The organism is Streptomyces sp. NPDC014006, from assembly GCF_043088925.1.
Classification (GTDB): domain Bacteria; phylum Actinomycetota; class Actinomycetes; order Streptomycetales; family Streptomycetaceae; genus Streptomyces.
Genome location: NZ_JBICAJ010000003.1, coordinates 334,244 through 358,040, shown reverse-complemented (window position 1 = coordinate 358,040; position 23,797 = coordinate 334,244). Strand labels below are relative to the sequence as shown.

18 protein-coding genes are annotated in these 23,797 nt (G+C 71.3%); 8 read left to right on the top strand and 10 right to left on the bottom strand.

The genetic code is table 11. The features are described 5' to 3' along the window. Positions 1-38: 38 nt before the first annotated feature. Both ACF1GV_RS13825 and ACF1GV_RS13820 read right to left on the bottom strand, forming a co-directional pair. Complete coding sequence (locus ACF1GV_RS13825) at positions 39-1,352, bottom strand: M18 family aminopeptidase (RefSeq protein WP_391680099.1); 1,314 nt, start codon at positions 1,350-1,352, stop codon at positions 39-41. A gap of 120 nt (positions 1,353-1,472) precedes the next feature. Continuing rightward, positions 1,473-3,299 carry an acyl-CoA dehydrogenase gene (locus ACF1GV_RS13820; protein ID WP_391680435.1) on the bottom strand — a complete coding sequence of 609 codons (1,827 nt, stop codon included), beginning with the start codon at positions 3,297-3,299 and terminating at the stop codon, positions 1,473-1,475. Positions 3,300-3,460: 161 nt separating this feature from the next. Between ACF1GV_RS13820 and ACF1GV_RS13815 the strand changes: the two genes are divergently transcribed. From ACF1GV_RS13815 to ACF1GV_RS13800, 4 genes are all read left to right on the top strand, one after another. Next, positions 3,461-3,922 carry an SseB family protein gene (locus ACF1GV_RS13815; RefSeq protein ID WP_363265242.1) on the top strand — a complete coding sequence of 154 codons (462 nt, stop codon included), beginning with the start codon at positions 3,461-3,463 and terminating at the stop codon, positions 3,920-3,922. Positions 3,923-4,153: 231 nt separating this feature from the next. After that, entirely contained in the window at positions 4,154-5,131 is a 978-nt protein-coding gene (locus ACF1GV_RS13810; protein ID WP_363265241.1) for a pirin family protein, read from the top strand. A 96-nt stretch (positions 5,132-5,227) separates the two neighbouring features. After that, a complete protein-coding gene (locus ACF1GV_RS13805) occupies positions 5,228-6,271 on the top strand; it encodes an AI-2E family transporter (protein ID WP_391680097.1) in 1,044 nt (347 codons plus the stop codon). Positions 6,272-6,476: 205 nt separating this feature from the next. Further along, positions 6,477-8,042 (top strand): MFS transporter, encoded by a 1,566-nt coding sequence (locus tag ACF1GV_RS13800; RefSeq protein ID WP_391680433.1) that lies wholly within the window; start codon positions 6,477-6,479, stop codon positions 8,040-8,042. Positions 8,043-8,121: 79 nt separating this feature from the next. Here the strand turns inward: ACF1GV_RS13800 and ACF1GV_RS13795 are convergent, their stop codons facing one another. Next, complete coding sequence (locus tag ACF1GV_RS13795) at positions 8,122-10,332, bottom strand: SpoIIE family protein phosphatase (protein ID WP_391680095.1); 2,211 nt, start codon at positions 10,330-10,332, stop codon at positions 8,122-8,124. A 184-nt stretch (positions 10,333-10,516) separates the two neighbouring features. Here ACF1GV_RS13795 and aspS point away from each other — a divergent pair, with 184 nt between their 5' ends. Further along, a complete protein-coding gene (aspS, locus tag ACF1GV_RS13790) occupies positions 10,517-12,280 on the top strand; it encodes an aspartate--tRNA ligase (RefSeq protein WP_391680093.1) in 1,764 nt (587 codons plus the stop codon). A gap of 57 nt (positions 12,281-12,337) precedes the next feature. Here the strand turns inward: aspS and ACF1GV_RS13785 are convergent, their stop codons facing one another. Beyond that, entirely contained in the window at positions 12,338-12,703 is a 366-nt protein-coding gene (locus ACF1GV_RS13785; RefSeq protein WP_363265237.1) for a PH domain-containing protein, read from the bottom strand. 47 nt (positions 12,704-12,750) lie between these two features. Continuing rightward, on the bottom strand, positions 12,751-13,443 hold the full coding sequence (locus tag ACF1GV_RS13780) for a hypothetical protein (protein ID WP_391680092.1): 693 nt from the start codon (positions 13,441-13,443) through the stop codon (positions 12,751-12,753). Between the two features lie 95 nt (positions 13,444-13,538). Here ACF1GV_RS13780 and ACF1GV_RS13775 point away from each other — a divergent pair, with 95 nt between their 5' ends. Next, a complete protein-coding gene (locus ACF1GV_RS13775) occupies positions 13,539-14,078 on the top strand; it encodes an HIT family protein (RefSeq protein ID WP_391680090.1) in 540 nt (179 codons plus the stop codon). On the opposite strand, the gene metG is transcribed toward ACF1GV_RS13775, so the two are convergent. Beyond that, positions 14,026-15,642, bottom strand: a complete 1,617-nt coding sequence (gene metG / locus ACF1GV_RS13770) for a methionine--tRNA ligase (protein ID WP_391680088.1) — start codon at positions 15,640-15,642, stop codon at positions 14,026-14,028. The two genes, ACF1GV_RS13775 and metG, sit on opposite strands and share 53 nt — an antisense overlap. Positions 15,643-15,728: 86 nt before the next feature. Then, a complete protein-coding gene (locus ACF1GV_RS13765; protein WP_391680087.1) occupies positions 15,729-17,525 on the bottom strand; it encodes a VWA domain-containing protein in 1,797 nt (598 codons plus the stop codon). Positions 17,526-17,757: 232 nt separating this feature from the next. Here ACF1GV_RS13765 and ACF1GV_RS13760 point away from each other — a divergent pair, with 232 nt between their 5' ends. Next, positions 17,758-19,824 carry a PhoX family protein gene (locus ACF1GV_RS13760; protein ID WP_391680085.1) on the top strand — a complete coding sequence of 689 codons (2,067 nt, stop codon included), beginning with the start codon at positions 17,758-17,760 and terminating at the stop codon, positions 19,822-19,824. Between the two features lie 76 nt (positions 19,825-19,900). Here ACF1GV_RS13760 and ACF1GV_RS13755 read toward each other — a convergent pair whose 3' ends face one another. Further along, a complete protein-coding gene (locus ACF1GV_RS13755; protein ID WP_391680083.1) occupies positions 19,901-20,839 on the bottom strand; it encodes a LysR substrate-binding domain-containing protein in 939 nt (312 codons plus the stop codon). A 183-nt stretch (positions 20,840-21,022) separates the two neighbouring features. On the opposite strand from ACF1GV_RS13755, the gene snpA reads away from it, so the two are divergent. Then, complete coding sequence (snpA, locus tag ACF1GV_RS13750) at positions 21,023-21,673, top strand: snapalysin (RefSeq protein WP_391680432.1); 651 nt, start codon at positions 21,023-21,025, stop codon at positions 21,671-21,673. Between the two features lie 84 nt (positions 21,674-21,757). Here the strand turns inward: snpA and ACF1GV_RS13745 are convergent, their stop codons facing one another. Further along, positions 21,758-22,690: an endonuclease/exonuclease/phosphatase family protein gene (locus ACF1GV_RS13745; protein WP_391680082.1), complete on the bottom strand. Its 933-nt coding sequence runs from the start codon at positions 22,688-22,690 to the stop codon at positions 21,758-21,760. A gap of 244 nt (positions 22,691-22,934) precedes the next feature. Next, a complete protein-coding gene (locus ACF1GV_RS13740; RefSeq protein ID WP_391680081.1) occupies positions 22,935-23,726 on the bottom strand; it encodes an alpha/beta fold hydrolase in 792 nt (263 codons plus the stop codon). Between the last annotated feature and the right edge of the window lie 71 nt (positions 23,727-23,797).

The window sequence follows — 23,797 nt, the reverse complement described above, 5'->3', positions numbered from 1 at the left end:
AACCCCCATGCGGCTGATGGGCGTTCCGGCGCGGCCGGCTAGTTCTCCAGGAACGCCACCAGCGCGTTGGCCAGCAGATACGGGTCGTCGGCGCCGCACAACTCCCGTGCGCTGTGCATGGAGAGGATCGCCACGCCGATGTCGACGGTCCGGATGCCGTGCCGGGCTGCGGTGATGGGTCCGATGGTGGTGCCGCACGGCATGGAGTTGTTGGACACGAACGACTGGAAGGGAACGTCGGCCTTCTCGCAGGCGGCGGCGAACACCGCGCGGCCCGAACCGTCCGTGGCGTAGCGGTTGTTGACGTTGACCTTGAGGAGGGGACCGCCGTTGACCCGCGGGTGGTGCGTGGGGTCGTGGCGCTCGGCGTAGTTGGGGTGCACCGCGTGGCCCGTGTCGGAGGAGAGGCAGACGGTTCCGGCGAAGGCGCGCGCCCGGTCCTCGTAGGTCCCGCCGCGTGCGAACACCGAGCGCTCCATCACCGATCCGAGCAGCGGACCGTCGGCCCCGGTGTCGGACTGGGAGCCGTTCTCCTCGTGGTCGAAGGCGGCCAGGACGGGGATGTAGGGCAGGTCGCGTCCGGCGACGGCGGTGAGCGCCGCGACGGCCGCGTGCACCGACAGCAGGTTGTCCATGCGCGGGCCGGCCACCAGCTCCCGGTCGCGGCCCAGGTAGGCGGGCGGTTCCACGGAGTGGGTCATCAGGTCCCAGCCGGTGACCGAGCCGGCCGCCAGTCCGGCCTCCTGCTCCAGGAAGGAGATCAGGTCGCCCTCGCGGACGTCGTCGCCCAGGCCCCAGATCGGCTGGGAGTGCCGCTGCTTGTCGAGCTTGAGGCCCTCGGTGCCCACCGAGCGGTCGAGGTGGATCGCGAGCTGCGGGACGCGCAGCAGCGGGCGGTCGACGTTCACCAGGCGGGTGGTGCCGTCGCGCAGGGTGAGCCGGCCGGCCAGGCCCAGGTCGCGGTCGAGCCAGGAGTTCAGCAGGGGACCGCCGTAGATCTCCACCGCGACCTGCCGCCAGCCGTGCGCGCCGGCGTCGGGCAACGGCTTCACGCGCAGGTTGGGGGAGTCGGTGTGCGCGCCGACGATGCGGAACGGCGTGTGGGGTGCGGCGCCCTCGGGGACGTACCAGGCGACGATGGCACCGCCGCGCGTCACGTACTTGCCGCCGCTCGTCCCGTCCCAGGCGTCCGTCTCGTCGACCTGCCGGAAACCGGCCTTCTCCAGCCGCTCGGCGGCGTTCGCCACGGCGTGGTACGGCGACGGGCTCACCGCGAGGAAGGTCATCAGGTCGTCGGTGTGGCCGCGGTCGAAAGGTGTGGAGGCGGCGGCCGGGCGTGAGGGTTCGCTCATGGGTTCACCTTAACGACGGACGAGGGCCCGCTCCCGGTCAAGCGGGAGCAGGCCCTCGTGAGGACTGTGTGGAGGGGAGCCCGCTGGGAGAGCGGGCCTCCGCCGGGTCTCGGCCGGTTCCTAGAACGCGGCCTCGTCCAGCTCCATCAGGTCCAGGTCGACGCCCTCGGCGACCTTGCGGGCGCAGGTGACGCCGGGCAGGACGTTGGCGGCGAAGAACTTCGCCGCGGCGATCTTGCCGGTGTAGAACGCCTTGTCCTTCGCGGAGGCCGTGGCCAGCTTCTCGGCGGCGATCGCGGCGCCCTTGAGCAGCAGGTAGCCGACGACGACGTCACCGGAGGCCATGAGCAGGCGGGTGGTGTTCAGGCCCACCTTGTAGATGTTCTTGGTGTCCTGCTCGGTGGCGGCGAGGTCGGTCAGCATCAGGCCGACGATCGCCTCCAGCTCCACGGCGGCCTTGGCCAGGTGCTCGCGGGCGCCGGCCAGCTCCTCGCCGCCGGTGCCGAGCGCCAGGAACTTCTTGATGTCCTCGGCGAGGGAGTTCAGCGCGGCGCCCTGGTTGCGGACGATCTTCCGGAAGAAGAAGTCCTGGCCCTGGATCGCGGTGGTGCCCTCGTAGAGGGTGTCGATCTTGGAGTCCCGGATGTACTGCTCGATCGGGTACTCCTGCAGGAAGCCGGAGCCGCCGAAGGTCTGCAGCGACTGGGCGAGCTGCTCGTAGCCCTTCTCGGAGCCGTAGCCCTTGACGATCGGCAGGAGCAGGTCGTTCAGCGCGATCTCCGCGGAGGCGTCCTCGCCGTTCGCCTCCTTGATCTGGATCGCGTCCTGGATCGAGGCGGTGTACAGCACCAGGGCGCGCATGCCCTCCGCGTACGCCTTCTGCGTGATCAGCGAGCGGCGCACGTCGGGGTGGTGGGTGACGGTGACCTTGGGCGCGGTCTTGTCCATGAAGTTGGCCAGGTCCGGACCCTGGACGCGCTCCTTGGCGTACTCCAGCGCGTTGAGGTAGCCGGTGGACAGCGTGGAGATCGCCTTCGTGCCGACCATCATGCGGGCGAACTCGATGATGCGGAACATCTGGCGGATGCCGTCGTGCTTGTCGCCGATCAGCCAGCCCTTGGCGGGATGCTGGTCGCCGAAGGTCATCTCGCACGTGTTGGAGGCCTTCAGGCCCATCTTGTGCTCGACGTTGGTGGCGTAGACGCCGTTGCGCTCGCCCAGCTCGCCGGTCTCGAAGTCGAAGAGGTACTTCGGGACGAGGAAGAGGGACAGGCCCTTGGTGCCGGGGCCAGCACCCTCGGGACGCGCGAGCACGTAGTGGAGGATGTTCTCCGACATGTCGTGCTCACCGGAGGTGATGAAGCGCTTCACGCCCTCGATGTGCCAGGAGCCGTCCTCCTGCTGCACGGCCTTGGTGCGGCCGGCGCCCACGTCCGAGCCGGCGTCCGGCTCGGTGAGGACCATGGTGGAGCCCCACTGCTTCTCGACCGCGATCTTGGCGATGTGCTTCTGGACCTCGTTGCCCTCCTCGAAGAGGATGCCGGCGAATGCGGGGCCCGAGGAGTACATCCACACGGCCGGGTTGGCGCCCAGGATCAGCTCGGCGTAGGCCCAGATCAGGGAGCGCGGCGAGGTGGTGCCGCCGATCTCCTCGGGCAGGCCGAGCCGCCAGTACTCGGAGTCCATGAACGCCTGGTAGCTGTTCTTGAAGGACTCGGGGACGGGCGCGGTGTTGGTCTCCGGGTCGAAGACCGGCGGGTTGCGGTCGGCGTCGGAGAAGGACGCGGCCAGCTCGTTCTCGGAGAGGCGGGTCAGCTCCTCCAGGACGCTCTTGGCGGTGTCGAGGTCCATCTCCTCGAACGGGCCGGTGCCGTACACCTTGTCGCGCCCCAGTACTTCGAAGAGGTTGAACTCGATGTCTCGGAGATTCGACTTGTAGTGCCCCATGGCGACGGCTCCGTTGAGGATTCGGCGAGGCACTGGACTCCTCGCGCCTTTACACGTACCAGCAAGTAGCTCCGATGATGCTACCCGTCGGTAATATCTCGCAACCCCGATCCAGGTATCTGTGACCCACCCCTCGCCGTGGTGTCAGTACGCTTACGGTCATGTACGGCTACGACCAGAACGGCGCCCAGCAGCAGTACGCCCCGCCGCAGCAGCCGATGGCGGGCGGATACGGCCAGCAGCCGCCGCTGTACCCCGAGCCGTCGCCGCCGTCCCTCGCCGACGCCGTGCGCGCCTTCACCACGGGGCAGATGTCTCCGGAGGACTTCCAGCAGATCTTCGCCACGTCGAAGGTGTACTGCCCACGCGGTGACACCCCGGGCTTCCTGGCGCTGCACAACACCCAGCAGCCGGTGATCCCGATGTTCACCTCGCTCAAGGAACTGCGCCGCTACGCCGGCAAGGAGTCCAAGTACTTCGTGATCACCGGCGCCGAGGTGATCGACCTGCTGCCGACCGGCTACGGCTTCGTCCTGGACATGGAGGGCGAGCACCGCATGGTCTTCGACGCGAAGGCAGTCGAACAGATGGTCGATTTCGCGATGCGCCGCATGTACGGCTGACGGCGCCGCCGGCGGGTGGTCGCCGAACCGTACCCGCGTGACCTCGAACAACACCGCGCCGACGCTTCCGGGCGATCGGCGCCGCCGTGCTGCCCGGCTTCGGGGGAAGGCCGGGACGAGCCGTACCTAGCGTGGAGGCGAAGTCCGGGAATGATGCCCGGACTTTTTTGGTTCCGGGTGGCAGGAAGTTCAACGCTCAACTAAACTGGGCGTACCAAGGAGGTACCGACCATGCCTGCAGTGACCGTCGAGAACCCGCTGATGCTCCCCCGCGTGACCGCCGACGCCGACGCCGTGGCGCGGCCCGTGCTCGCGGTCACCACCGCGCCGAGCGGCTTCGAGGGCGAGGGCTTCCCGGTGCGCCGTGCGTTCGCCGGGATCAACTACCGCCACCTCGACCCGTTCATCATGATGGACCAGATGGGCGAGGTGGAGTACGCGCCGGGCGAGCCGAAGGGCACCCCCTGGCACCCCCACCGTGGCTTCGAGACCGTCACCTACATCATCGACGGCATCTTCGACCACCAGGACTCCCAAGGCGGCGGAGGCACCATCACCAACGGCGACACGCAGTGGATGACGGCCGGCTCCGGCCTGCTGCACATCGAGGCGCCGCCGGAGCAGCTGGTCGTCTCGGGCGGCCTCTTCCACGGCCTGCAGCTGTGGGTGAACCTTCCGGCCAAGGACAAGATGATGGCGCCGCGCTATCAGGACATCCGCGCGGGCTCCGTCCAGCTGCTCACCTCACCCGACGGCGGCGCGCTGCTGCGTGTCATCGCCGGTGAGCTGGACGGGCACGCCGGTCCCGGCATCACGCACACGCCGATCACGATGGTCCACGCCACGCTCGCGCCGGGCGCCGAGGTCACCCTGCCGTGGCGGCAGGACTTCAACGGCCTGGCCTACGTGCTGGCCGGACGCGGCAGCGTGGGCGCCGAGCGGCGGCCGATCCACATGGGGCAGACCGCCGTCTTCGGCGCCGGGTCCTCGCTGACCGTCCGCGCGGACGAGAAGCAGGACGGGCACACGCCGGACCTGGAGGTCGTGCTGCTCGGCGGGCAGCCGATCCGCGAGCCCATGGCGCACTACGGACCGTTCGTGATGAACACCAAGGACGAACTCATGCAGGCCTTCGAGGACTTCCAGAAGGGCCGCCTGGGCACCGTCCCGGCCGTGCACGGCATGACGGAGGAAGGCCCGCAGGCCTGACGCCCCGTAAGCCGGTGCCCTGAGTCTCTGACGCCCCCTCACCCGGGCGGGCCGTCCCGACGGGACAGCCCGCCCGTCGCGTGGTGCGCTGTAGGCGTGCACCTGCTCCCCGACTCCGCCCGCCGCCTCGCCGCGTGGTGCGCGCTCGCCCTGCTCGTCGCGGGCGTCGGCTGGGTCGGCGTACGGCTGTGCTCCGAGCTGCGGACGGCGGTGACGCCGGTGCTGCTGGCGCTGCTGGGCACCGCGCTGCTCGGGCCCCTGCACCGGCGGCTGGTACAGGCGCGCGTCAACCGGTCGCTGGCCGCCGGGCTGACCTGTGTCGCCGTCGTCGCCGTGGTCGGCGGCGCGGTGTACATCGTGGTGGCCGCGCTGATCGACACCGGCGACCAGATCGTTTCCTCCCTCAAGGAGGCCGCCCAGGGCGTCGCCGACCACTTCGGGGCGGCCGGCACCTCGCTGGACGACCTCGCCTCCAACGGCCGTCAGCTGCTGGGCAAGTTCGGCGGGACCGCCGCGCACAACGTCATCAGCGGGGTCAGCGTGGTCGGCGAGAGCATCGCCATGTCCGTCCTCGCTCTGCTGCTCGTCTTCTTCTTCCTGCGCGACTCCGACAAGGCCGCCGACACCGTGCGGGCACTGGCCCCGCGCGGGAGCGCCGACACCCTGGAGGCGGTGGCCCGGCGGGCCTACCACGCCGTCGAGGGCTTCATGCGCGGCACCACCTTCATCGCCCTGATCGACGCCCTGTGCATCACCGTCGGCCTGCTGATCCTGCGCGTGCCCGGCGCCGTCGGCCTCGGTGCGCTGGTGTTCGTCGGTGCGTACATCCCCTACCTCGGCGCGTTCATCTCCGGCGCCGTCGCCGTGCTGGTCGCGCTCGCCGACCGCGGGTTCGTCATCGCGCTGTGGACGTTCGGGGTGGTGCTCGCCGTGCAGGTGCTGGAGGGGCATGTGCTGCAACCGGCGATCCAGAGCAGGACCGTGCAGATGCACCCCGCGATCGTCATGCTCGCGATCACCGCGGGCGCCTCCGTGGCCGGCATCCTCGGCATGCTGCTCGCCGTACCGCTCACCGCGGCCGCCTTCGGCGTCCTGCAGGAACTGCGGGAACGCGGCGCCGAGGCGTCGGAGGTGCCGTGAGGCCGGACGTGAGCCGAGGGAGTCATGCGTGCCCGTGCGGCCGATGGGGGCCGAGGTGCTTGTGCGGCCCCGCGGGCGCCGATGTGCGGATGCGACCGGTGGTGCCGCGACGCAGACTGATGGGGTGAGCGGAACGCACACGAGACGACGTGAGGGCACGGTCGGCGCCGCACGTGCCACCTCTCAGCCGCTGGCGCTCGCGGCCATGATGTGCGCCGTGGCGATGACCTTCATCGATCAGACGATCGTGTCGATCGCCGCCCCCGAGATCATCTCCGAACTCCATCTGACCAGCTCCGGCATGCAGTGGGTGGTCAACGCCTATCTGCTGGCCCTCGCGGCGTTCTTCGCCCTCGGCGGCCGCCTCGCCGACCTGTTCGGGCCGCGCCGCGTCGTCGTCGCCGGCTCGCTGATCTTCGTCGTCTCCTCGGTGCTGTGCGGCTGTGTGCCCACCGGCGGCTCCCCCCTGACCTGGCTCATTGCCTTCCGGGCCACCCAGGGGTTCGGCGCCGCTCTGCTGTTCCCGGCCGCGCTCGCGGTGGTGGTGGCGGTGTTCCCCGTGGAGCGAAGGGGCCGCGCCCTCGCCCTGTTCTTCGGCCTCACCGGCGCCCTGACCGCCCTCGGCCCGCTGCTGGGCGGCTGGCTGACCGCCTGGACCTGGCGGGCGATCTTCTGGATCAACGTACCCGTGGCGATCGCGGCCCTCGTCCTCGTCTGGCTCGCCCGCATCCCCGCCCACCGCCGCGACGAACCGCTCGACGTGCCCGGCGCGGTGCTGATCGCCGTCGGCATGGGCCTGAGCGTGCTCGGCTTCCAGCAGGCGGCGACCTGGGGCTGGGACTCCGCGGCGACCTGGGGCTGCATCGCCGGCGGCCTCGCGGTGCTCGGTGTCTTCTGCCGCTACGAGCTCGGCGTGCGGCACCCGCTGGTCAACCTCGTGGTGTTCCGCGACCGTGCCTTCACCGTCGACGTGCTGGTGCTGTTCTTCGCGATGCTGGCGTTCGTCCCGCTGTTCTTCTTCGCCTCGGTCTACGCCCAGATCTCGCTCAGCGCCTCCCCGGACCAGGCCGCGCTGTACCTGCTGTACTTCTTCGCCGGGTTCGCCCTCGCCTCCCAGTGGGGCGGACGGATCCTGGACAGGCGAGGGGCGCGCCCCGCGATGAAGGCGGGCTGCGTGATCGGCGCCGTCGGGTTCGCGCTGTGGGCCGGGAAGCTGACCGACCTGTCCATGCACGACCAGTGGCCCTACGCAGCGCTCGCGGGCGCCGGTATCGGCCTCATCCTCGCGCCGGCCTCGACGGATGCCGTCAACCGCGCGATCGGCGCGTCCTACGGCGAGGTCACCGGCGTCACCCAGACCGTGCGCAACTTCGCCGCGAGCATCGGCCTGGCCCTCTACGGCACCCTGCTGACCCACACGATGACCGATCACGTCACCGACACCCTGCGCGGGCGCGGACTGCCACCGGACGCGGCGCGCTCGGCCGCCGGAAACGTGGCCGAGGCGGTCACCGGCAACCCGGACGCCACCACCCCCACCGGCGACGGGCCGCTCGCCACGACCATGCGCACCGCGATGTCCGCGATCCGCCGGGACTTCGCCGAGGCCAACCAGTGGGTGTTCTACGGCATGGCGATCGCCCTCGGCGTCGGCTACCTGTGCGCCCTGCGCCACCCGGGCGGCCGCGCCGGCCGCGAGACGGACCCGGAGCAGCGGCGGAGCGAGACCGGCACCGGGCAGCGGCCGCCGTCGGGGCAGCGCGCCCAGTAGGCACGTCAAGGTAGGTACGTCCAGCTTCCAGCGCAGGTACGTCCGGTTCACCAGGCCGTCGAGGTGGCCGTCGAGGCGGTCAGCTCTCCAGGTCCTCGAGGTGTTCGTCGAAGCTCAGCTCGCCGTCCCCGCTTCCCTCGGCCCGCCCGAAGCCGTCGCCGCTTCTCTCGCCCCGCCCGAAGCCGTTCCCGCTCTTCTCGCCCAGCTCGCACCAGATGCTCTTGCCCTCCCCGCGCGGTGCCACGCCCCAGTTGTCGGCGAGCAGCTCCATCAGGACCAGGCCGCGTCCGGAGGACGCCAGCTCGCCGGGCCGGCGTCGGTGGGGCAGGTCGTCGCTGGTGTCGGTGACCTCCACCCGGATGCGACGTTCACCCGGTGCGCCGCCGACCTCGGCGACGAGCAGCGCGTCGGCGTCGGTGTGCACGAGGACGTTGGTCAGCATCTCGGAGACCAGCAGGACAGCGGAGTCGACCTGGTCCGGGGAGGGCCAGTCGTGCAGCAGCTCGCGCAGCTGCTGCCGGGCCGTGGCGACCCGCTCCGGTTCGGCCTGCGCGACGGTGAGCACCGAGCGCCGCACCGGCGCGCGCACGGCGCCGGAGTCGTCTTCACCGGCCGGATGCCGGCTGAGCAGCACGAGGGCGATGTCATCCTCGCGGCGGTCGGTGAGCGGGCCGGTGGTGTGGTGCGAGGAAGGGCCGTGCACGGCCTGGACCAGGGCGTCGGCGAGGGCGTCGAGGTTGCCCTCGTGGGATTCCATGATCGTGCGGACCCGGGCCCAGCCGGAGTCCAGGTCGTGGCCGCCGGTCTCGATCAGGCCGTCGGTGCACAGCAGCAGCGTCTCGCCGGGCATCAGGGTGAGCCGGGTGGTCGGGTAGTCGCTGTCCGGGTCGATGCCGAGAGGGAGGCCGCCGGCCGTGGGCCGGTGCAGCACCGTGCCGTCGGGCATGCGGACCGCCGGGTCCAGATGCCCGGCCCGCGCGGAGAGCACGACCCCGGACGCCGGATCGACCTCGATGTACAGACAGGTCGCGAAGCGCAGCTCGCCGGGGTCGTCGGTGTGGGTGATGCCGTGGAAGAAGCGGGAGGCGCGGGAGAGGACCGCGTCGGGCCGGTGGCCCTCGGCGGCGTAGGCGCGCAGGGCCGTGCGCAGCTGGCCCATCAGCCCGGCCGCGCGCACGTCGTGGCCCTGGACGTCGCCGATGACCAGGGCGAACCGGTCGCCCGGCAGCGGGATCATGTCGTACCAGTCGCCGCCGACCTGGAGACCGCCGCCGGTCGGCACGTACCGGGCGGCGATGCTCATGCCGGGGATCTTCGGGCCCAGCACCGGCAGCATCGAGCGCTGCAGCCCGTCGGTCAGCTCCCGTTCGGTCTCGGCCGCGCCGGCCCGGGACAGGGCTTGGGCGAGCATCCGCGCCACCGTCGTCAGCACGGACCGCTCGTCGGGCGTGAAGGCGACCGGGTAGGTGAACGCGGCCATCCAGGTGCCCATGGTGCGTCCGCCGACCGTCAGCGGCAGGAACGCCCACGACCGGCGGTTGAAGCGCTGGGCGAGCGGCCAGGTCAGCGGGTAGCGGGCCTTGTACTCCTCCGGTGTGGACAGGTAGACCGCGCGGCCGGTGCGCACCACCTCGGCGGCCGGATAGTCCGTCCCGAGCGCCATCTGGGCGAAGGGTCCCTCGTCACCGGGCTGCTGCCCGTGGTGGCCGATGATGGTCAGCCGGTCGCCCTCCGCGCCGAACACCGCGAGCCCGTCCGGCGAGAATCCGGGCATCGACAGGCCCGCCGCCACCCGCAGCACCTCCGCCGTGGAGCGGGCCTCGGCCAGCGCGCGGCCCGCGTCCAGCAGGAACGCCTCCCTCGAGCGCCGCCAGTCGCCGGTCACCGCGCTGCGGCCCGCCGGGGTGCCCGGCGCCGGCTCGGTGACCTCCTGGAGGGTGCCGATCAGCTCGTACGCCTTCTTCTGCGGGTCGAAGGCCGGTTTGGAGCGGGAGCGCACCACGCGCAGGACGCGGCCGGTCTCGTCCATGATCCGGATGCGTACCTCGGCGAGGGTGCCCTCGGCAACCGCCAGCTGGATCACGCCGGTGATCTCGTTCCAGTCGACCGGGTGCAGCCGGGCGCGTACCTGGGCCTCGGTGAGCACGGCCGGCTCGTCGGGCAGCCCGAGCAGCCGCGCCGCCTCCGCGTCCACGATGACCTGCCCGGCTGCGGTGTCCCAGTGCCACAGGCCGGTCGCGAGGGCGGCGAGGACCTCCTCCACGGCGGGCAAGGGCTCACCAGTGCGCATTGCCCCACTTTAAGAAGGTCTGTTCGGATGCTGCCACCGAAGGGCGGCCCTGCGGCGCCCAGGAGCCCCCGCGGCGGCCCGCTCGGTCATGGTGGGGAGGCGATCGCGGGGCGGCCGGTACCCTTGAAAAGTCCGGGCACCGGGCCCCGGAGATACCCGATCCGCGAAGACTGGATGAACGACGATGCATCGGTACAGGTCCCACACCTGCGGCGAGCTCCGCGCCACTGACGTCGGCACCGACGTCCGGCTGAGTGGCTGGCTGCACAATCGGCGCGACCTGGGCGGCATCCTCTTCATCGATCTGCGCGACCACTACGGCATCACGCAGCTGGTCGCCCGCCCCGGCACCCCCGCCTACGAGGCCCTGGACTCCATCTCCAAGGAGTCCACGGTCCGCGTCGACGGCCGCGTTGTTTCACGTGGAACCGAGAACGTGAACCCCGACCTGCCCACCGGTGAGGTCGAGGTGGAGGTCGCCGAGGTCGAGCTGCTGGGCGCGGCCCAGCCCCTGCCCTTCACCATCAACGCCGAGGACGGGGTCAACGAGGAGCGGCGCCTGGAGTACCGCTTCCTCGACCTGCGCCGCGAGCGCATGCACCGCAACATCATGCTGCGTACGGCCGTGATCTCCGCGATCCGCCACAAGATGGCGGCGATGGGCTTCAACGAGATGGCCACCCCGATCCTCACGGCCACCTCCCCCGAGGGCGCCCGTGACTTCGTGGTCCCCTCCCGTCTGCACCCCGGCAAGTTCTACGCCCTGCCGCAGGCCCCGCAGCAGTTCAAGCAGCTGCTGATGATCTCCGGCTTCGACCGCTACTTCCAGATCGCGCCCTGCTTCCGCGACGAGGACGCCCGCGCCGACCGCTCGCCGGGCGAGTTCTACCAGCTCGACGTCGAGATGAGCTTCGTCGAGCAGGAGGACGTCTTCCAGCCGATCGAGAAGCTGATGACCGACCTCTTCGAGGAGTTCGGCGGCGGCCGCCACGTCACCTCGCCGTTCCCGCGGATCCCGTTCCGCGAGGCGATGCTGAAGTACGGCTCCGACAAGCCCGACCTGCGCGCCAAGCTGGAGCTGGTCGACCTCACGGACGTCTTCGAGAACAGCGAGTTCAAGGCGTTCGCCGGCAAGCACGTGCGCGCGCTGCCCGTCCCGGCGGTCCAGGACCAGCCGCGCAAGTTCTTCGACCAGCTCGGCGACTACGCGGTGTCCCAGGGCGCCAAGGGCCTGGCCTGGGTCCGCGTCGGCGAGGACGGCCAGCTGTCCGGGCCGATCGCGAAGTTCCTCACCGAGGAGAACGTCAAGGTCCTCACCGAGCGCCTCGGCCTGGAGGCCGGTCACGCCGTCTTCTTCGGTGCGGGCGAGTTCGACGAGGTCTCCAAGATCATGGGCGCGGTCCGCGTCGAGGCCGCCAAGCGTGCCGGCCAGTTCGAGGAGAACGTCTTCCGCTTCTGCTGGATCGTCGACTTCCCGATGTTCGAGAAGGACGAGGACACCGGCAAGATCGACTTCTCGCACAACCCGTTCTCGATGCCGCAGGGCGGCATGGACGCCCTGGAGAACCAGGACCCCCTGGACATCCTGGCCTGGCAGTACGACATCGTGTGCAACGGTGTCGAGCTGTCCTCCGGCGCGATCCGCAACCACGAGCCCGAGATCATGCTCAAGGCGTTCGAGATCGCCGGCTACGACCGTGAGGTCACCGAGCGCGAGTTCGCGGGCATGCTCCGCGCGTTCCGCTTCGGCGCCCCGCCGCACGGCGGCATCGCCCCCGGCGTCGACCGCATCGTCATGCTGCTCGCGGACGAGCCGAACATCCGCGAGACCATCGCCTTCCCGCTCAACGGCAACGCCCAGGACCTGATGATGGGCGCCCCGACCGAGCTGGAGGCGGCCCGCCTGAAGGAGCTGCACCTGACGGTGAACAAGCCGAAGCCGAAGTAAGCGGCCCACGCACGAACGAAGGCGCCCGGGACCTCGAGGTCCCGGGCGCCTTCGCTGTCACCTGGCGACGAACTGCGTCAGGATCGCCTGGACCTCGTAGATGTCGACGCCCTTGGTGAACGTCTTCTCGATCGGGGCGGCCGTGCCGGAGACCCAGATCTTCAGCTCGGCGTCCAGGTCCAGGTGGCCGGCGGTCTCCACCGAGAAGTGCGTGATGCTGCGGTAGGGGACGGAGTGGTACTCCACCTTCTTGCCGGTGATGCCCTGCTTGTCGACCAGGATCAGCCGCCGGTCGGTGAACAGGATGGTGTCGCGGATCAGCAGATACGCGGCGTGCACCTGCTCGCCCTGGCCCAGCAGCCGGGCGTAGTCCCGCTGGGCGTCGCCCGAGTCGATGGTGTGCGCGTTGCCGAACAGTGCCATGTGGTCCCCCCATACGTAGGTGATCGCCGTCGGTGATCTCCCGCAATCTAGCCGTCCGCGCCCTCGGCGTCATCGGGTGAGGCGCCGTCCTCCAGGAGGCGTTCGGCGATGTCGTCGGACCAGTGCTGGGCCCAGGCGCGCAGCGCGGCGATCTCCTCCACCGGCAGGCCGTACGCCGTGAAGGCGCCGTCCGGATACCAGTCGGTGCCGGTCAGGCGGGACTGCAGGGTGGGCAGGTCGAAGGGGTCGTGGGCATGGCGGCGGCCCAGTTCCTCCAGGTCGGGGAAGCCGAAGCGGGCGGCGGCGGCCCGGGCGTCGATCAGGTCGACCGCGGCGCCCCGGTCGTACAGGGCCCGGATCTTGGTGCCGACCGAGTCCTCCAGGGACAGGGCGGGACCGGCGTCGGTGAGGACGGGCGGATGCCGGAACGCCTCTTTGTGCAGGGCCAGGGCGCACTCCTCGCCCGTCGCCGGGTCGGTGACGGTGAGCTGCGCCGACAGCGGCGTCACGGACACGGCGCGCACCTGGCGGCCGCGGGCCTGAAGGGCCGTGCGGACGTCGCCCGCGATCCGGTCCATCGGATCGGGGCTGTCCGTCGCGAGGTCGACGTTGGCGTGCGGGCGGGTCAGCAGACCGTGTGCCTGAAGGGCGTACCCGCCGGCCAGGACCAGCCCGTGCGGGGTGCCGGTGGTGACGACATCCGCGAGGAGGCGCTGGTGGGGGTGGTAGGGGAGGCTCACAAGGCAGAGTGTCACAGATCTTGAGGCTTGCTTCGCGCTGCGCCGGGCTGCCCCGCCCCCGCCGTACCGGGGCGGGCTGTGGGAGCGTTGCACGCATGGACTGCGTCTTCTGCCGGCTCATCGCCGACGGCACCGCCCACTGGATGGCCCGTGAGGAGGAGGCCTGCGCCTTCACCCCGCTGAACCCGCTGGCGCCGGGACACACGCTGGTGGTCCCCACCCGCCACTGCGCCGGTGTGTTCGACACCCCGCCCGAGGTGCTGTCCGCGTCGATGCTGTTGGTCCAGCGGGTGGCTGCGGCCATGAGGACCGCGCTGGACGCGTCGGGCGTCAACATTCTGAGCGCCAGCGGACCCGGATCGGAGCAGTCGGTGCCGCACCTGCACTTCCACGTGGTTCCCCGGTGGACGGACGACGGGATCTCCACGTGGCCGACCGGACAGTCCCGCCACCGGGGATCCGGGCGCACGGCTGGCCGCCGCCCTCGGTCGTGGCGCCTGAGGGCCATACGCCGCTCCGACGGCATGACGACGCCCCCTCGAGCCGTGTGCTCTCGGGGGCGTCGGGTGTGGACCCGGGGGGTCAGGCGGTGGGCTTCTCCTCCAGGCGCGGGAAGAGGACCGCGCCCTTGGTGACCGTGACGCCGGCGGGCAGGCGGCCCCAGTCGCCGGCCTCCTGCACCCGCTGCTCGGCCAGGGTGCCCAGGACGGGCTCAGCGCCGAGGGAGTCCCACAGCTTCTGGGAGGTTTCCGGCATGACCGGGTTCAGCAGGACGGCGACGGCGCGCAGCGCCTCGGCGGCCGTGTAGAGGATGGTCGCGAGGCGGGCCTTGCCCGCCTCGGAGTCGTCCTTGGCGACCTTCCAGGGCTCCTGCTCGGTGATGTAGCCGTTGACCTGCTTGACGAAGTCGAAGACCGCCAGGATGCCGCCCTGGAAGTCCAGCTCCTCGCCGATCTTGCGGTCGGCCTCGGCCACCGCCTTGGCCAGCCCGTCGTGGATCGCCTTCTCGGCGTCCGCGTCGGCCGTGGACTCGGGCAGCGTGCCGCCGAAGTACTTGCCGACCATGGCCGCCACACGGGAGGCGAGGTTGCCGTAGTCGTTGGCCAGCTCGGAGGTGTACCGGGCGGAGAAGTCCTCCCAGGAGAACGAGCCGTCCTGGCCGAAGGCGATCGCGCGCAGGAAGTACCAGCGGTAGGCGTCCACGCCGAAGTGCGAGGTGAGGTCCTGGGGCTTGATGCCGGTCAGGTTCGACTTCGACATCTTCTCGCCGCCGACCATCAGCCAGCCGTTCGCGGCGACCTTCTTCGGCAGCGGCAGGCCCTGTGCCATCAGCATGGCCGGCCAGATCACCGCGTGGAAGCGGAGGATGTCCTTGCCGACGAGGTGCACGTCGGCCGGGAAGGTCGCCTCGAACTTCTCCGGATTCTCGTTGTAGCCGACCGCCGTCGCGTAGTTCAGCAGCGCGTCGACCCACACGTAGATGACGTGCTTGGCGTCCCACGGGATCGGGATGCCCCAGTCGAACGTCGAGCGGGAGATCGACAGGTCCTGCAGGCCCTGGCGGACGAAGTTCAGCACCTCGTTGCGCGCGGACTCCGGCTGGATGAAGCCGGGGTTCGCCTCGTAGTGGGCGAGGAGCTTGTCGGTGTACTCGCTCAGCTTGAAGAAGTAGTTCTCCTCGCTGAGGATCTCCACCGGCTTCTTGTGGATCGGACAGAGCTTCTGACCGGCGTACTCGCCCTCGCCGTCGAGCAGCTCACCGGGGAGCTTGTACTCCTCGCAGCCGACGCAGTACGGGCCCTCGTAGCCGCCCTTGTAGATCTCGCCCTTGTCGTACAGGTCCTGCACGAACTCCTGGACGCGGTCGGTGTGCCGCTTCTGCGTGGTGCGGATGAAGTCGTCGTTCGCGATCTCCAGGTGCTCCCAGAGAGGCTCCCAGGCCTCGGTGACGAGCTTGTCCGCCCACTGCTGGGGCGTCACCCCGTTCGCCTCGGCCGTACGCATGATCTTCTGACCGTGCTCGTCCGTGCCGGTGAGGTACCACACCTTCTCGCCGCGCTGACGGTGCCAGCGCGTGAGCACGTCCCCTGCAACGGTCGTGTAGGCGTGGCCCAGGTGAGGAGCGTCGTTGACGTAGTAGATGGGCGTGGAGACGTAGTACGCCTTCCCCGCCTGCTTCTCGGATCCAGTGGCCGCCATGGTCGAAATCCTACTGGTCGCGTGAAGATCGACTCACATGCGTTTCGGGGGGTGGACGGGGCCGGTTCCGTCCACCCCCGGCCGCGTCAGGGGCGCCAGGCGGCCAGTACGCCCTCGTAGAGCTCCTTGTCGGTGAGCTCGCGGGGGGTGGGGCCGGCGTGGAAGAAGGACGTGTTGTCCGTCTTCAGCTTGCGGAGGTAGTCGAACGCCTTGTTGTCGGGCTCACCGAAGGCGACGAAGGAGAAGAAGAGGGCGGGGTGCTTCTGTGCGGCGTCCGTGAGGGACTGGGTGGCGGGAGTCTTCGCGTCCGGGGCGCCGTCGGTCTGGAAGACGACGAGGGCGGGGGCGGTGGGGTCCTGCGACTTCCGGTGCAGGTCGATCACCTGCTGGACCGCGGCGTGGTAGCTGGTGCGGCCCATGCGGCCGAGGGCGGCGTGCAGCTCGTCGATCTTGTTCTCGTGGTCGGTGAGGGTGAGCTCGCCGGTGCCGTCCACCTCCGTGGAGAAGAAGACGACCGGGAGCGTTGCCTCGGGGTCGAGGTGCGCGGCGAGGGCGAGGGTCTGCTCGGCGAGGGCCTGGGCGGAGCCGTCCTTGTAGTACGGGCGCATGCTCGCGGAGCGGTCGAGGACGAGGTAGACCTTGGCGCGGGTGCCGGTGAGGTCGTGCTTCTTGAGGGCGGCGGTGGCCGCCTTGTAGGCGGTGGTCAGGGCGGGGGCGGTGGCCTTGACGCGGGTGAGGGGGGTGGCGGGGGTGGCGGGTTCCTGCGGGGCGTGTCCCTGCGGGGCGGGTTCCTGCGGGGCGTGTCCCTGCGGGGCGGGTTCCTGCGGGGCGTGTCCCTGCGGGGCGGGTTCCTGCGGGGCCTCGGTCGGCTTGTCGGCCTCGGCTTCGCCTTCGGCCCTCTCGTTCCCACCCGCACCACCCGTGCGGGATTCGTTGTCGGGTGCGGGTGGCCCCTGTGGGGCGTCCTCGCCGTCGGCGGCCGCGGGTTCCGGTGCGGCAGCCGACTCCGTCGGCTTGCCCTCGGTTGACGTCTCCTCGGGAGCGGCGACCGGTGCGGGATCGTCCTCCGCGGAGGCGGGCTCCTCCGCCGTCGGCTCCGCCTCCGGCTCGGGCTTCTCTCCCGCCGTCGGCTCAGCGGCCGCCTCGGGCTTCTGCTCTTCCGTCGGCTCTGCCGTGGTCGCTTCCGGCTCCGCCGTCTCCGGCTCCGCCGTGTCCGCCGTCGGCTCCGGCGTGACCGTCTCCGGCTCCGCCGTCACGGCTTCCGCCGTCGGCTCCGGGGCCGCCTCGGGCTTCTTCTCCGCCGTCGGCTCTGCCGTGACCGCTTCCGGCTCCGCCGTCTCCGGCTTCGGCTTCTCTTCCGTCGGCTCCGCCGTGGCCGCCGTCGGCTCCGGCGTGACCGTCTCCGGCTCCGCCGTCTCCGGCTTCGGCTTCTCTTCCGTCGGCTCCGCCGTGGCCGCCGTCGGCTCCGCCGTGGCCGTCTCCGGCTCCGCCGTCACCGGGTCGGGGTTCTGTTCCTCCGTCTTCGGCGTGGTCGCTTCCGGTTCTGTCGGGCGGGTGGGCTTGGGGACCGCGACGTTGTCGAAGGCTGCTGCCACCAGGTCGTGGATGCGGCGGGGTTCCGGGATGCGGGGGGTGGCGTCCGGGGTTGCCGTGGCCGCCGGGGGCGTCGGCTCCGTGGGGGTCGGCGGCTGTGCGGGCACCGCCGCCGGGGTCGGCTCGGCCGCCGCCGGGGTCTCTTCGGTCGCCGTCGGCTCCACCGGCTCCGACGGCTTCTGCGCCGTCGTCACCTCGTGCTCCGCCGTCGGTTCCGCACCCTCTGCCTCGGCCGTGTGTCCCTTGCGTGATCGGCCGAACGCGTTCCGCAGGAGAGTGAGAATGCCCATGTGCGCAACCCTTCGCGTGAGTTGATGCCCGTAGATCCCTGGCCAGGACGGACACGTAAGGTTAGCGGCCCCGAAGGGTGATCTTGGGGAGGGGTGAGCAGGGCGGAAGCCCCGGTGTCAACACCCCCAAGGGCCCGGCGCGTTCACCCTCCGTTCATCCGGTCGCAGCGCTTCCGCATGCGCACACCCCTACCGTCACGATCACATCAAGGGCACGCAAGGGGAGAGTAAAGTGCGCAAGCTGCTGCCGCTCATAGGGACACCGTCCGTTTCGCACCCGGGTGGGCGGTCCGCTCTGACCTGCCGGTTCCGGTGCGGTGACGCCTGTTTCCACGAGGTGCCCAACACCAGCGCCAACGCGTACGTCGGTGACGTGATCGCCGGTGCCCTCAGCCGCCGCAGCGCTCTGCGTGCCGCCGCCGTCGTCACCGTGGCCGCCGCGGCCGGGAGCGCCGGTGTCGCCGCCGCCGCCGGGCCGGCCGCCGCCACCGCGTCGTCGGCGCACCACGGCCGCGCCGCCCGCGGGCTGCGCTTCACGCCGGTCGCGCCCAACACCGCCGACCAGGTCACCGTCCCCGACGGCTACGGGCAGAACGTCGTCATCCGCTGGGGCGAGCCCATTTTGCGTGGTGCGCCCGCTTTCGACCCGGAGCGGCAGACCGCGGCCGCGCAGGCCGGGCAGTTCGGGTACAACAACGACTTCCTCGCCCTGCTGCCGCTGCCCGGTGAGCGGCACCGGCAGCTCCTCGTCGCCAACCACGAGTACACCGACGAAGTGCTCATGTTCCGCGGCTACGACCCCGAGAACCCGACCCGGCAGCAGGTCGAGGTCGCCTGGGCCGCCCACGGTCTGTCGGCCGTCGTCGTGGAGGAGGACCGCCGGAGCGGGAAGCTGACCGCCGTCCCGCGGCACCCGCTCAACCGGCGCGTCACCGCCACGACCTCCTTCCGGCTCACCGGGCCCGCCGCGGGCTCCGACCTGCTCAAGACCTCCGCCGACCCCACCGGCGCGAGGGTCCTCGGCACGCTCAACAACTGCTCCGGCGGGACCACACCGTGGGGGACGACCCTGCACGGCGAGGAGAACTTCAACCAGTACTTCGCGCACGGCGGCCGCGCCACCGACAAGCGGTACGGGATCGGCACCGGGGCCACCGAACGCAAGTGGGAACGCTTCGACAAGCGTTTCGACCTCGCGCAGGAGCCCAACGAGGTGCACCGGTTCGGGTATGTGGTCGAGTTCGATCCGTACGACCCCTCCTCCACGCCCCGCAAGCACACCGCGCTCGGGCGGTTCAAGCACGAGGCCGCCACCGTGCGGCTCACCGAGGACGGACGGCCCGTCGTGTACTCCGGTGACGACGAGCGGTTCGACTACTTCTACAAGTTCGTCGGCAGCAAGCGGATGCGGCACGGCAGCTCGCGGGCCGTGCGCGAGCACAACCTGTCGCTGCTCGACGAGGGCACGCTGTACGTCGCCAAGCTGACCGGCGACTCACCGGCCGCGGAGTTCGACGGCACCGGGAAGCTCCCCGAGGACGGGGAGTTCGACGGCGGCGGGCAGTGGATCCCGCTGGCCACCGCCACCGCCACCGCCGACGGTGCCGTCTCGCACGTGGAGGGGATGAGGGCCGAGGAGGTGTTCGTCTTCACCCGGCTCGCCGGCGACAAGGTGGGCGCGACGAAGATGGACCGCCCCGAGGACATCCAGCCCTCCCCGCACACCGGCAAGGTGTACGTCGTTCTCACCAACAACTCCAACCGCGGCAAGGCCGGCTACGCGCCCGCCGACGAGGCCAACCCCCGCAACGGCAACAAGCACGGGCACATCCTGGAGCTGACCGAGCGGCGCGGCCGGGCCGACGCCACCACCTTCGCCTGGTCCCTGTTCCTGGTCGCCGGTGACCCGGACGACGCATCCACCTACTTCGCCGGGTTCCCCAAGGACAGGGTCAGCCCCATCTCCTGCCCGGACAACGTGGCCTTCGACCCGCACGGCAACCTGTGGATCTCCACCGACGGCAACCAGCTCGGCGGGCACGACGGCCTGTTCGGCGTGGCGACGCGGGGTGAGCGGCGCGGTGAGCTGAAGCAGTTCCTGACCGTGCCCACTGGCGCCGAGACCTGCGGTCCGCTCGTGCAGGACCGGCGGGTGCTGGTCGCCGTACAGCATCCCGGTGAGGTCGACGGGGCGTCGGTGGAGCAGCCGGCCAGCACCTGGCCGGACGGTCCCGGGAAGATCGTCCGCCCGGCCGTCGTCGCGGTGTGGCGGGCCGACGGCGAGGACATCGGCGTCTGAGGCGTCTGAGGCGTCCGAGGCGTCCGAGGCGTCCGACAGGCCCACGGACGACGGCACCGTCGTCCGGCGCCGTGCCTCATGCCTGGGAGAACGCGAGCGCGGCGGCGCTGCTTTCCAGCCACTCCCGGTACGCCGGGGACTGGCGCGCCGCCTCCCAGTACGCCTCCCGCAGCGCCGGGCACACACCGTCCAGTTCCGTCTCCGTCCGGGCCGCGAGCAGCAGCCGTACGCCGAGCGGGTCGCCCCGCAGCCGGCGGACGGCCGATTCCGGGCGGGACAGGGACGTGGGCTGGCAGACGGTGACGACCTCGCCGGTCGCCACCAGGGAGGCGGCCGTGTGGTAGTCGCCGTGCAGGACGCGGGGGCTCAGCCCGGCCAGCTGCAGCATGCGGCGGACGGCGTCCCACTCGCCGTCCACCGTCGGGTCGACCATCCAGCGGTCCTCGGCCAGGTCGGCGAGGTCGACGACCGGTTTCGCGGCGGCCGGGTGGTCGGCCGGCAGCGACACGAACTGCGGTTCGCGCTCGACCAGGACGCGGGTGCGCAGCCCTTCGGGGACGCGCAGCGGACAGCCCTCGACCTCATGCACGAACGCCACGTCGAGCTGGCCGTCGGCGACCATGCGCAGCAGGGCGTTGGGGGAGACGTCCATGTGCAGGCTGGTCTCCTGACAGCGTTGCCGCAGCCGGCGCAGCCAGCCGGGCAGGGCGCGGCTGGCGGTGGAGCCGATGCGCAAGTGGGGTCCGCCGACGGCGGCGGCGCGGGCCTCGGCGACCAGGGAGCGCAGGTCGGCGACCAGGGGGCGGGCCCGGCTGAGCACCAGCCGGCCGAGCGGGGTGGGGCGGCAGCCGGTGCGGGCGCGCAGGAACAGTGCGCCGCCCAGCTCCTGTTCGATGCGGCGCAGCTGGCCGCTCAACGAGGGCTGGGACACGCCGAGATGGCGGGCGGCCCGGTGCAGGCTGCCGGTGTCCGCGATGGCGCACAGCGCGCGGAGGTGCCTCACCTCGAGCTCCATGCCCCCGGAGAGTAAAGCGGAAGCCAGGGTTACACCAGGGGTTCAACTACCGGCGTAAAAGGGCTGGTTGAGCGGCGATAGGGCCGGGCTATCGCCGGTTGCCATCATCACAGGCGCCGCAGTGGCGCAGAAACTCACGGATGGCAAGTGACTCGACCCCCACCCCAGGAGTCATCGATGCGCATGCGTATGCCCCTGTCCGCTGTCACGGCGGCCACCGCGATCGCTCTCGGCCTCGCCACGCCCGGCCTGGCCACGGCCTCCCCGGCGCCGGCGCCGCAGCAGCACCAGGGCTACACCGGCTCGGCGGCCGAGGCCAGGGCGAACCAGGCCTTCTTCGACGCGGTGGTGAAGTCCGTCGCCGCCAAGCGGGCCGCCGACCCGAGCAGCACGGCCGCCGTCACGGTGGTCTACGACCCGTCCGGCGCGCCGTCGTTCAGCGCGCAGATATCCCGGGCCGCCCAGATATGGAACAGCTCGGTGTCCAACGTCAGACTCGCGGCGGGCTCGAACGCCGACTTCGCCTACTACGAGGGCAACGACTCCCGTGGCTCGTACGCCTCCACCGACGGCCACGGCAGCGGCTACATCTTCCTCGACTACCGGCAGAACCAGCAGTACGACTCCACGCGGGTGACCGCGCACGAGACCGGGCACGTCCTCGGGCTGCCGGACCACTACTCCGGCCCGTGCAGTGAGCTGATGTCGGGCGGCGGCCCCGGCCCGTCCTGCACGAACCCCTACCCGAACGCGACCGAGCGCTCGCGCGTGAACCAGCTGTGGGCGTACGGCTTCGCCGCCGCCCTCGACAAGGCCCTGCACAAGGCCCGTTAGTCCGCTGCCGCTCTCCCCACACCCCCCACCGGGACGCGGGTCGCCCTCCTGCACAGGGCGGCCCGCGTCGCCGTTGTCCGGGGGTCACCGGCGGTGCAGGGTGACGTCGGTGACGAGTGCGCGGTGGTCGCTGCCGGTCAGTGTCAGGAAGCGGGCCCGGGTGACGGAGAAGTCGCCGGTCAGCAGCACATGGTCGATCTGCACGCCGAAGACGGGCGTGGTCCGGGATGGCCAGCTCGGGGCGCGGTCGTGCCCGGCCAGCCGGGCGGCGTCGTACAGGCCGGTGTCGAGGATGCGGCGGAAGGCGGCGTGGTCCTGGGAGGCGTTGAAGTCGCCGGCGATGATCGTCGGCGTGCCCCGGCCGGCCGCGGCGAAGTCGCGCAGCCGCTCCAGCTCGCGGCGCCACGGCCCGAGGCCACCGGGCACCGGCGGCATGGGGTGAGCGAGCTGCAGCCGTACGGCGTGACCGTGTACGTCGGCGACCGCGCCGGGCATGCCCATGGCGGCGGGCACGCCGGGGGCGGGCTCGAGCGGGAAGCGGCTGAGGATCACGGAGCCCTGCGAGCCGGCGCCGTCCACGGACTGCCGGTAGGGGTAGGCGACGGCGAGTTCCCGGCGCAGCGCGATGTCGCACCGCCGGTTGTCGCACTCCTGCACGAACACCACGTCCGGCCGCTGCTGCCGTACGGCCGCGAGCAGGGCGCCGGTGGCCCGGCCGAACTGCGTGTTCGAGGTCAGGACGCGGAAGGAGGCGACGGCCGGCCCCGAGGGCTCGCTGTCCTTGCCGTACGGCTCGATGAACCAGGCGAGCCCCGCCAGCACGACCACGCCCCACACCACACCCACCCACCACCGGCCCAGCAGCGCCAGCAGCAGCCCGGTGCCGGTCGGCACCAGCAGCCACGGCAGAAAGGCCAGCAGCTGGGGCACGGGCGTGACGGCGTCGGTGTCGGCGATCCGGCACCCGACCAGGACACTCACTGCGGCCAGCAGCAGCCCCGCGAACCAGGCGCTCATCGGCCGCCCCGAACCGCCGGCGCGAAGACGCCTGGCGGCGCCGGTGTCCACGTCACTGGAAGACGCGCACGACCTCGATGCGCCCCACGATGTGCGCGTTGAACTCGTCCAGCTCCTCGGCAGGCACCCACAGCTCCAGGATCGTCTCTCCACCGGCCTGACGCACGGGGTGGCGCGCGAGAAACGCGCTGTCCGGGGTGACGGCAGTGGCCGGTCCCGGGAGCCTGCCGGCGGTTTCCCGTCCTCAGACGGCGGCCGGGGCGTCCACCTTCGCCAGGAACGCGGCCAGCGCCGCGTTGAACTCCTCCGGGCGTTCCAGGTTGGGCAGGTGGGCCGCGTGGTCGATCACCACCAAGGTGGAGTCGGGGAGGGCGGCGTGCATCGCCTCGGCGTCGGCGACCGGCGTGTACGTGTCGTCGGCGCCGACCACCACCAGCGCCGGCACGGCCACCCGGGTCAGCAGGGCCCGGTAGTCGGGGCGTTCGGCACGGCCGCGCAGGGCAGCGGCGGCGCCCTCGGGCGGTGCGGACGTCATCATGCGGTGCACGTGCGCCTTGACGGCCTCGTCCGCGTACGGGGCGACCATCTTCTCCAGCACCTCGTCGGCGTATCCGCGCATGCCTTCGCTCAGCAGACGGTCGGCCATCGCGTTGCGTGCCACCTTGCCCGCCGCGCTCTCCGCCGCCGGGAAGGTGTCGGCGAGGACCAGGCCGCGCACCCGGTCGCCGAAGCGGTCGTAGCACTCCATGGCGATCTGGCCGCCCATGGACAGCCCCGCCAGGACGAAGCCGTCCACCGCCAGCTCGTCCAGCAGCGCCTCGATGTCCCGCGCGAAGACGGACAGCGGTGTGCTGCCGGGCACGACCGGGGAGGCGCCGTAACCGCGCAGGTCGGGGACGATCACCCGGCGGTCGGACGCGAAGGCGGCGGCCTGCGGGGCCCACATCGTGCGGTCGAAGGGATGACCGTGGACGAGGACCAGGGGCGGCCGCGAGGAGTGCGCGCCGTGGTCCTCGTGGGCGAGGAAGGGAGACATGGCAGCGACCCTAGGAGCGGCCGGCTTCTCGGGGCAATAAAATCTTTGCCCTCGGTGCAATGACGGGGGAG

Coding starts and splice junctions, on each gene's coding strand:
- ACF1GV_RS13825 (WP_391680099.1), bottom strand. CDS start 1,352: ATGAGCGAACCCTCACGCCCGGCCGCCGCCTCCACACCTTTCGACCGC.
- ACF1GV_RS13820 (WP_391680435.1), bottom strand. CDS start 3,299: ATGGGGCACTACAAGTCGAATCTCCGAGACATCGAGTTCAACCTCTTC.
- ACF1GV_RS13795 (WP_391680095.1), bottom strand. CDS start 10,332: ATGCGCACTGGTGAGCCCTTGCCCGCCGTGGAGGAGGTCCTCGCCGCC.
- aspS (WP_391680093.1), top strand. CDS start 10,517: ATGCATCGGTACAGGTCCCACACCTGCGGCGAGCTCCGCGCCACTGAC.
- metG (WP_391680088.1), bottom strand. CDS start 15,642: ATGGCGGCCACTGGATCCGAGAAGCAGGCGGGGAAGGCGTACTACGTC.
- ACF1GV_RS13775 (WP_391680090.1), top strand. CDS start 13,539: ATGGACTGCGTCTTCTGCCGGCTCATCGCCGACGGCACCGCCCACTGG.
- ACF1GV_RS13740 (WP_391680081.1), bottom strand. CDS start 23,726: ATGTCTCCCTTCCTCGCCCACGAGGACCACGGCGCGCACTCCTCGCGG.
- ACF1GV_RS13755 (WP_391680083.1), bottom strand. CDS start 20,839: ATGGAGCTCGAGGTGAGGCACCTCCGCGCGCTGTGCGCCATCGCGGAC.
- ACF1GV_RS13745 (WP_391680082.1), bottom strand. CDS start 22,690: ATGAGCGCCTGGTTCGCGGGGCTGCTGCTGGCCGCAGTGAGTGTCCTG.
- ACF1GV_RS13765 (WP_391680087.1), bottom strand. CDS start 17,525: ATGGGCATTCTCACTCTCCTGCGGAACGCGTTCGGCCGATCACGCAAG.
- ACF1GV_RS13815 (WP_363265242.1), top strand. CDS start 3,461: ATGTACGGCTACGACCAGAACGGCGCCCAGCAGCAGTACGCCCCGCCG.
- ACF1GV_RS13810 (WP_363265241.1), top strand. CDS start 4,154: ATGCCTGCAGTGACCGTCGAGAACCCGCTGATGCTCCCCCGCGTGACC.
- snpA (WP_391680432.1), top strand. CDS start 21,023: ATGCGTATGCCCCTGTCCGCTGTCACGGCGGCCACCGCGATCGCTCTC.
- ACF1GV_RS13800 (WP_391680433.1), top strand. CDS start 6,477: ATGATGTGCGCCGTGGCGATGACCTTCATCGATCAGACGATCGTGTCG.
- ACF1GV_RS13785 (WP_363265237.1), bottom strand. CDS start 12,703: ATGGCACTGTTCGGCAACGCGCACACCATCGACTCGGGCGACGCCCAG.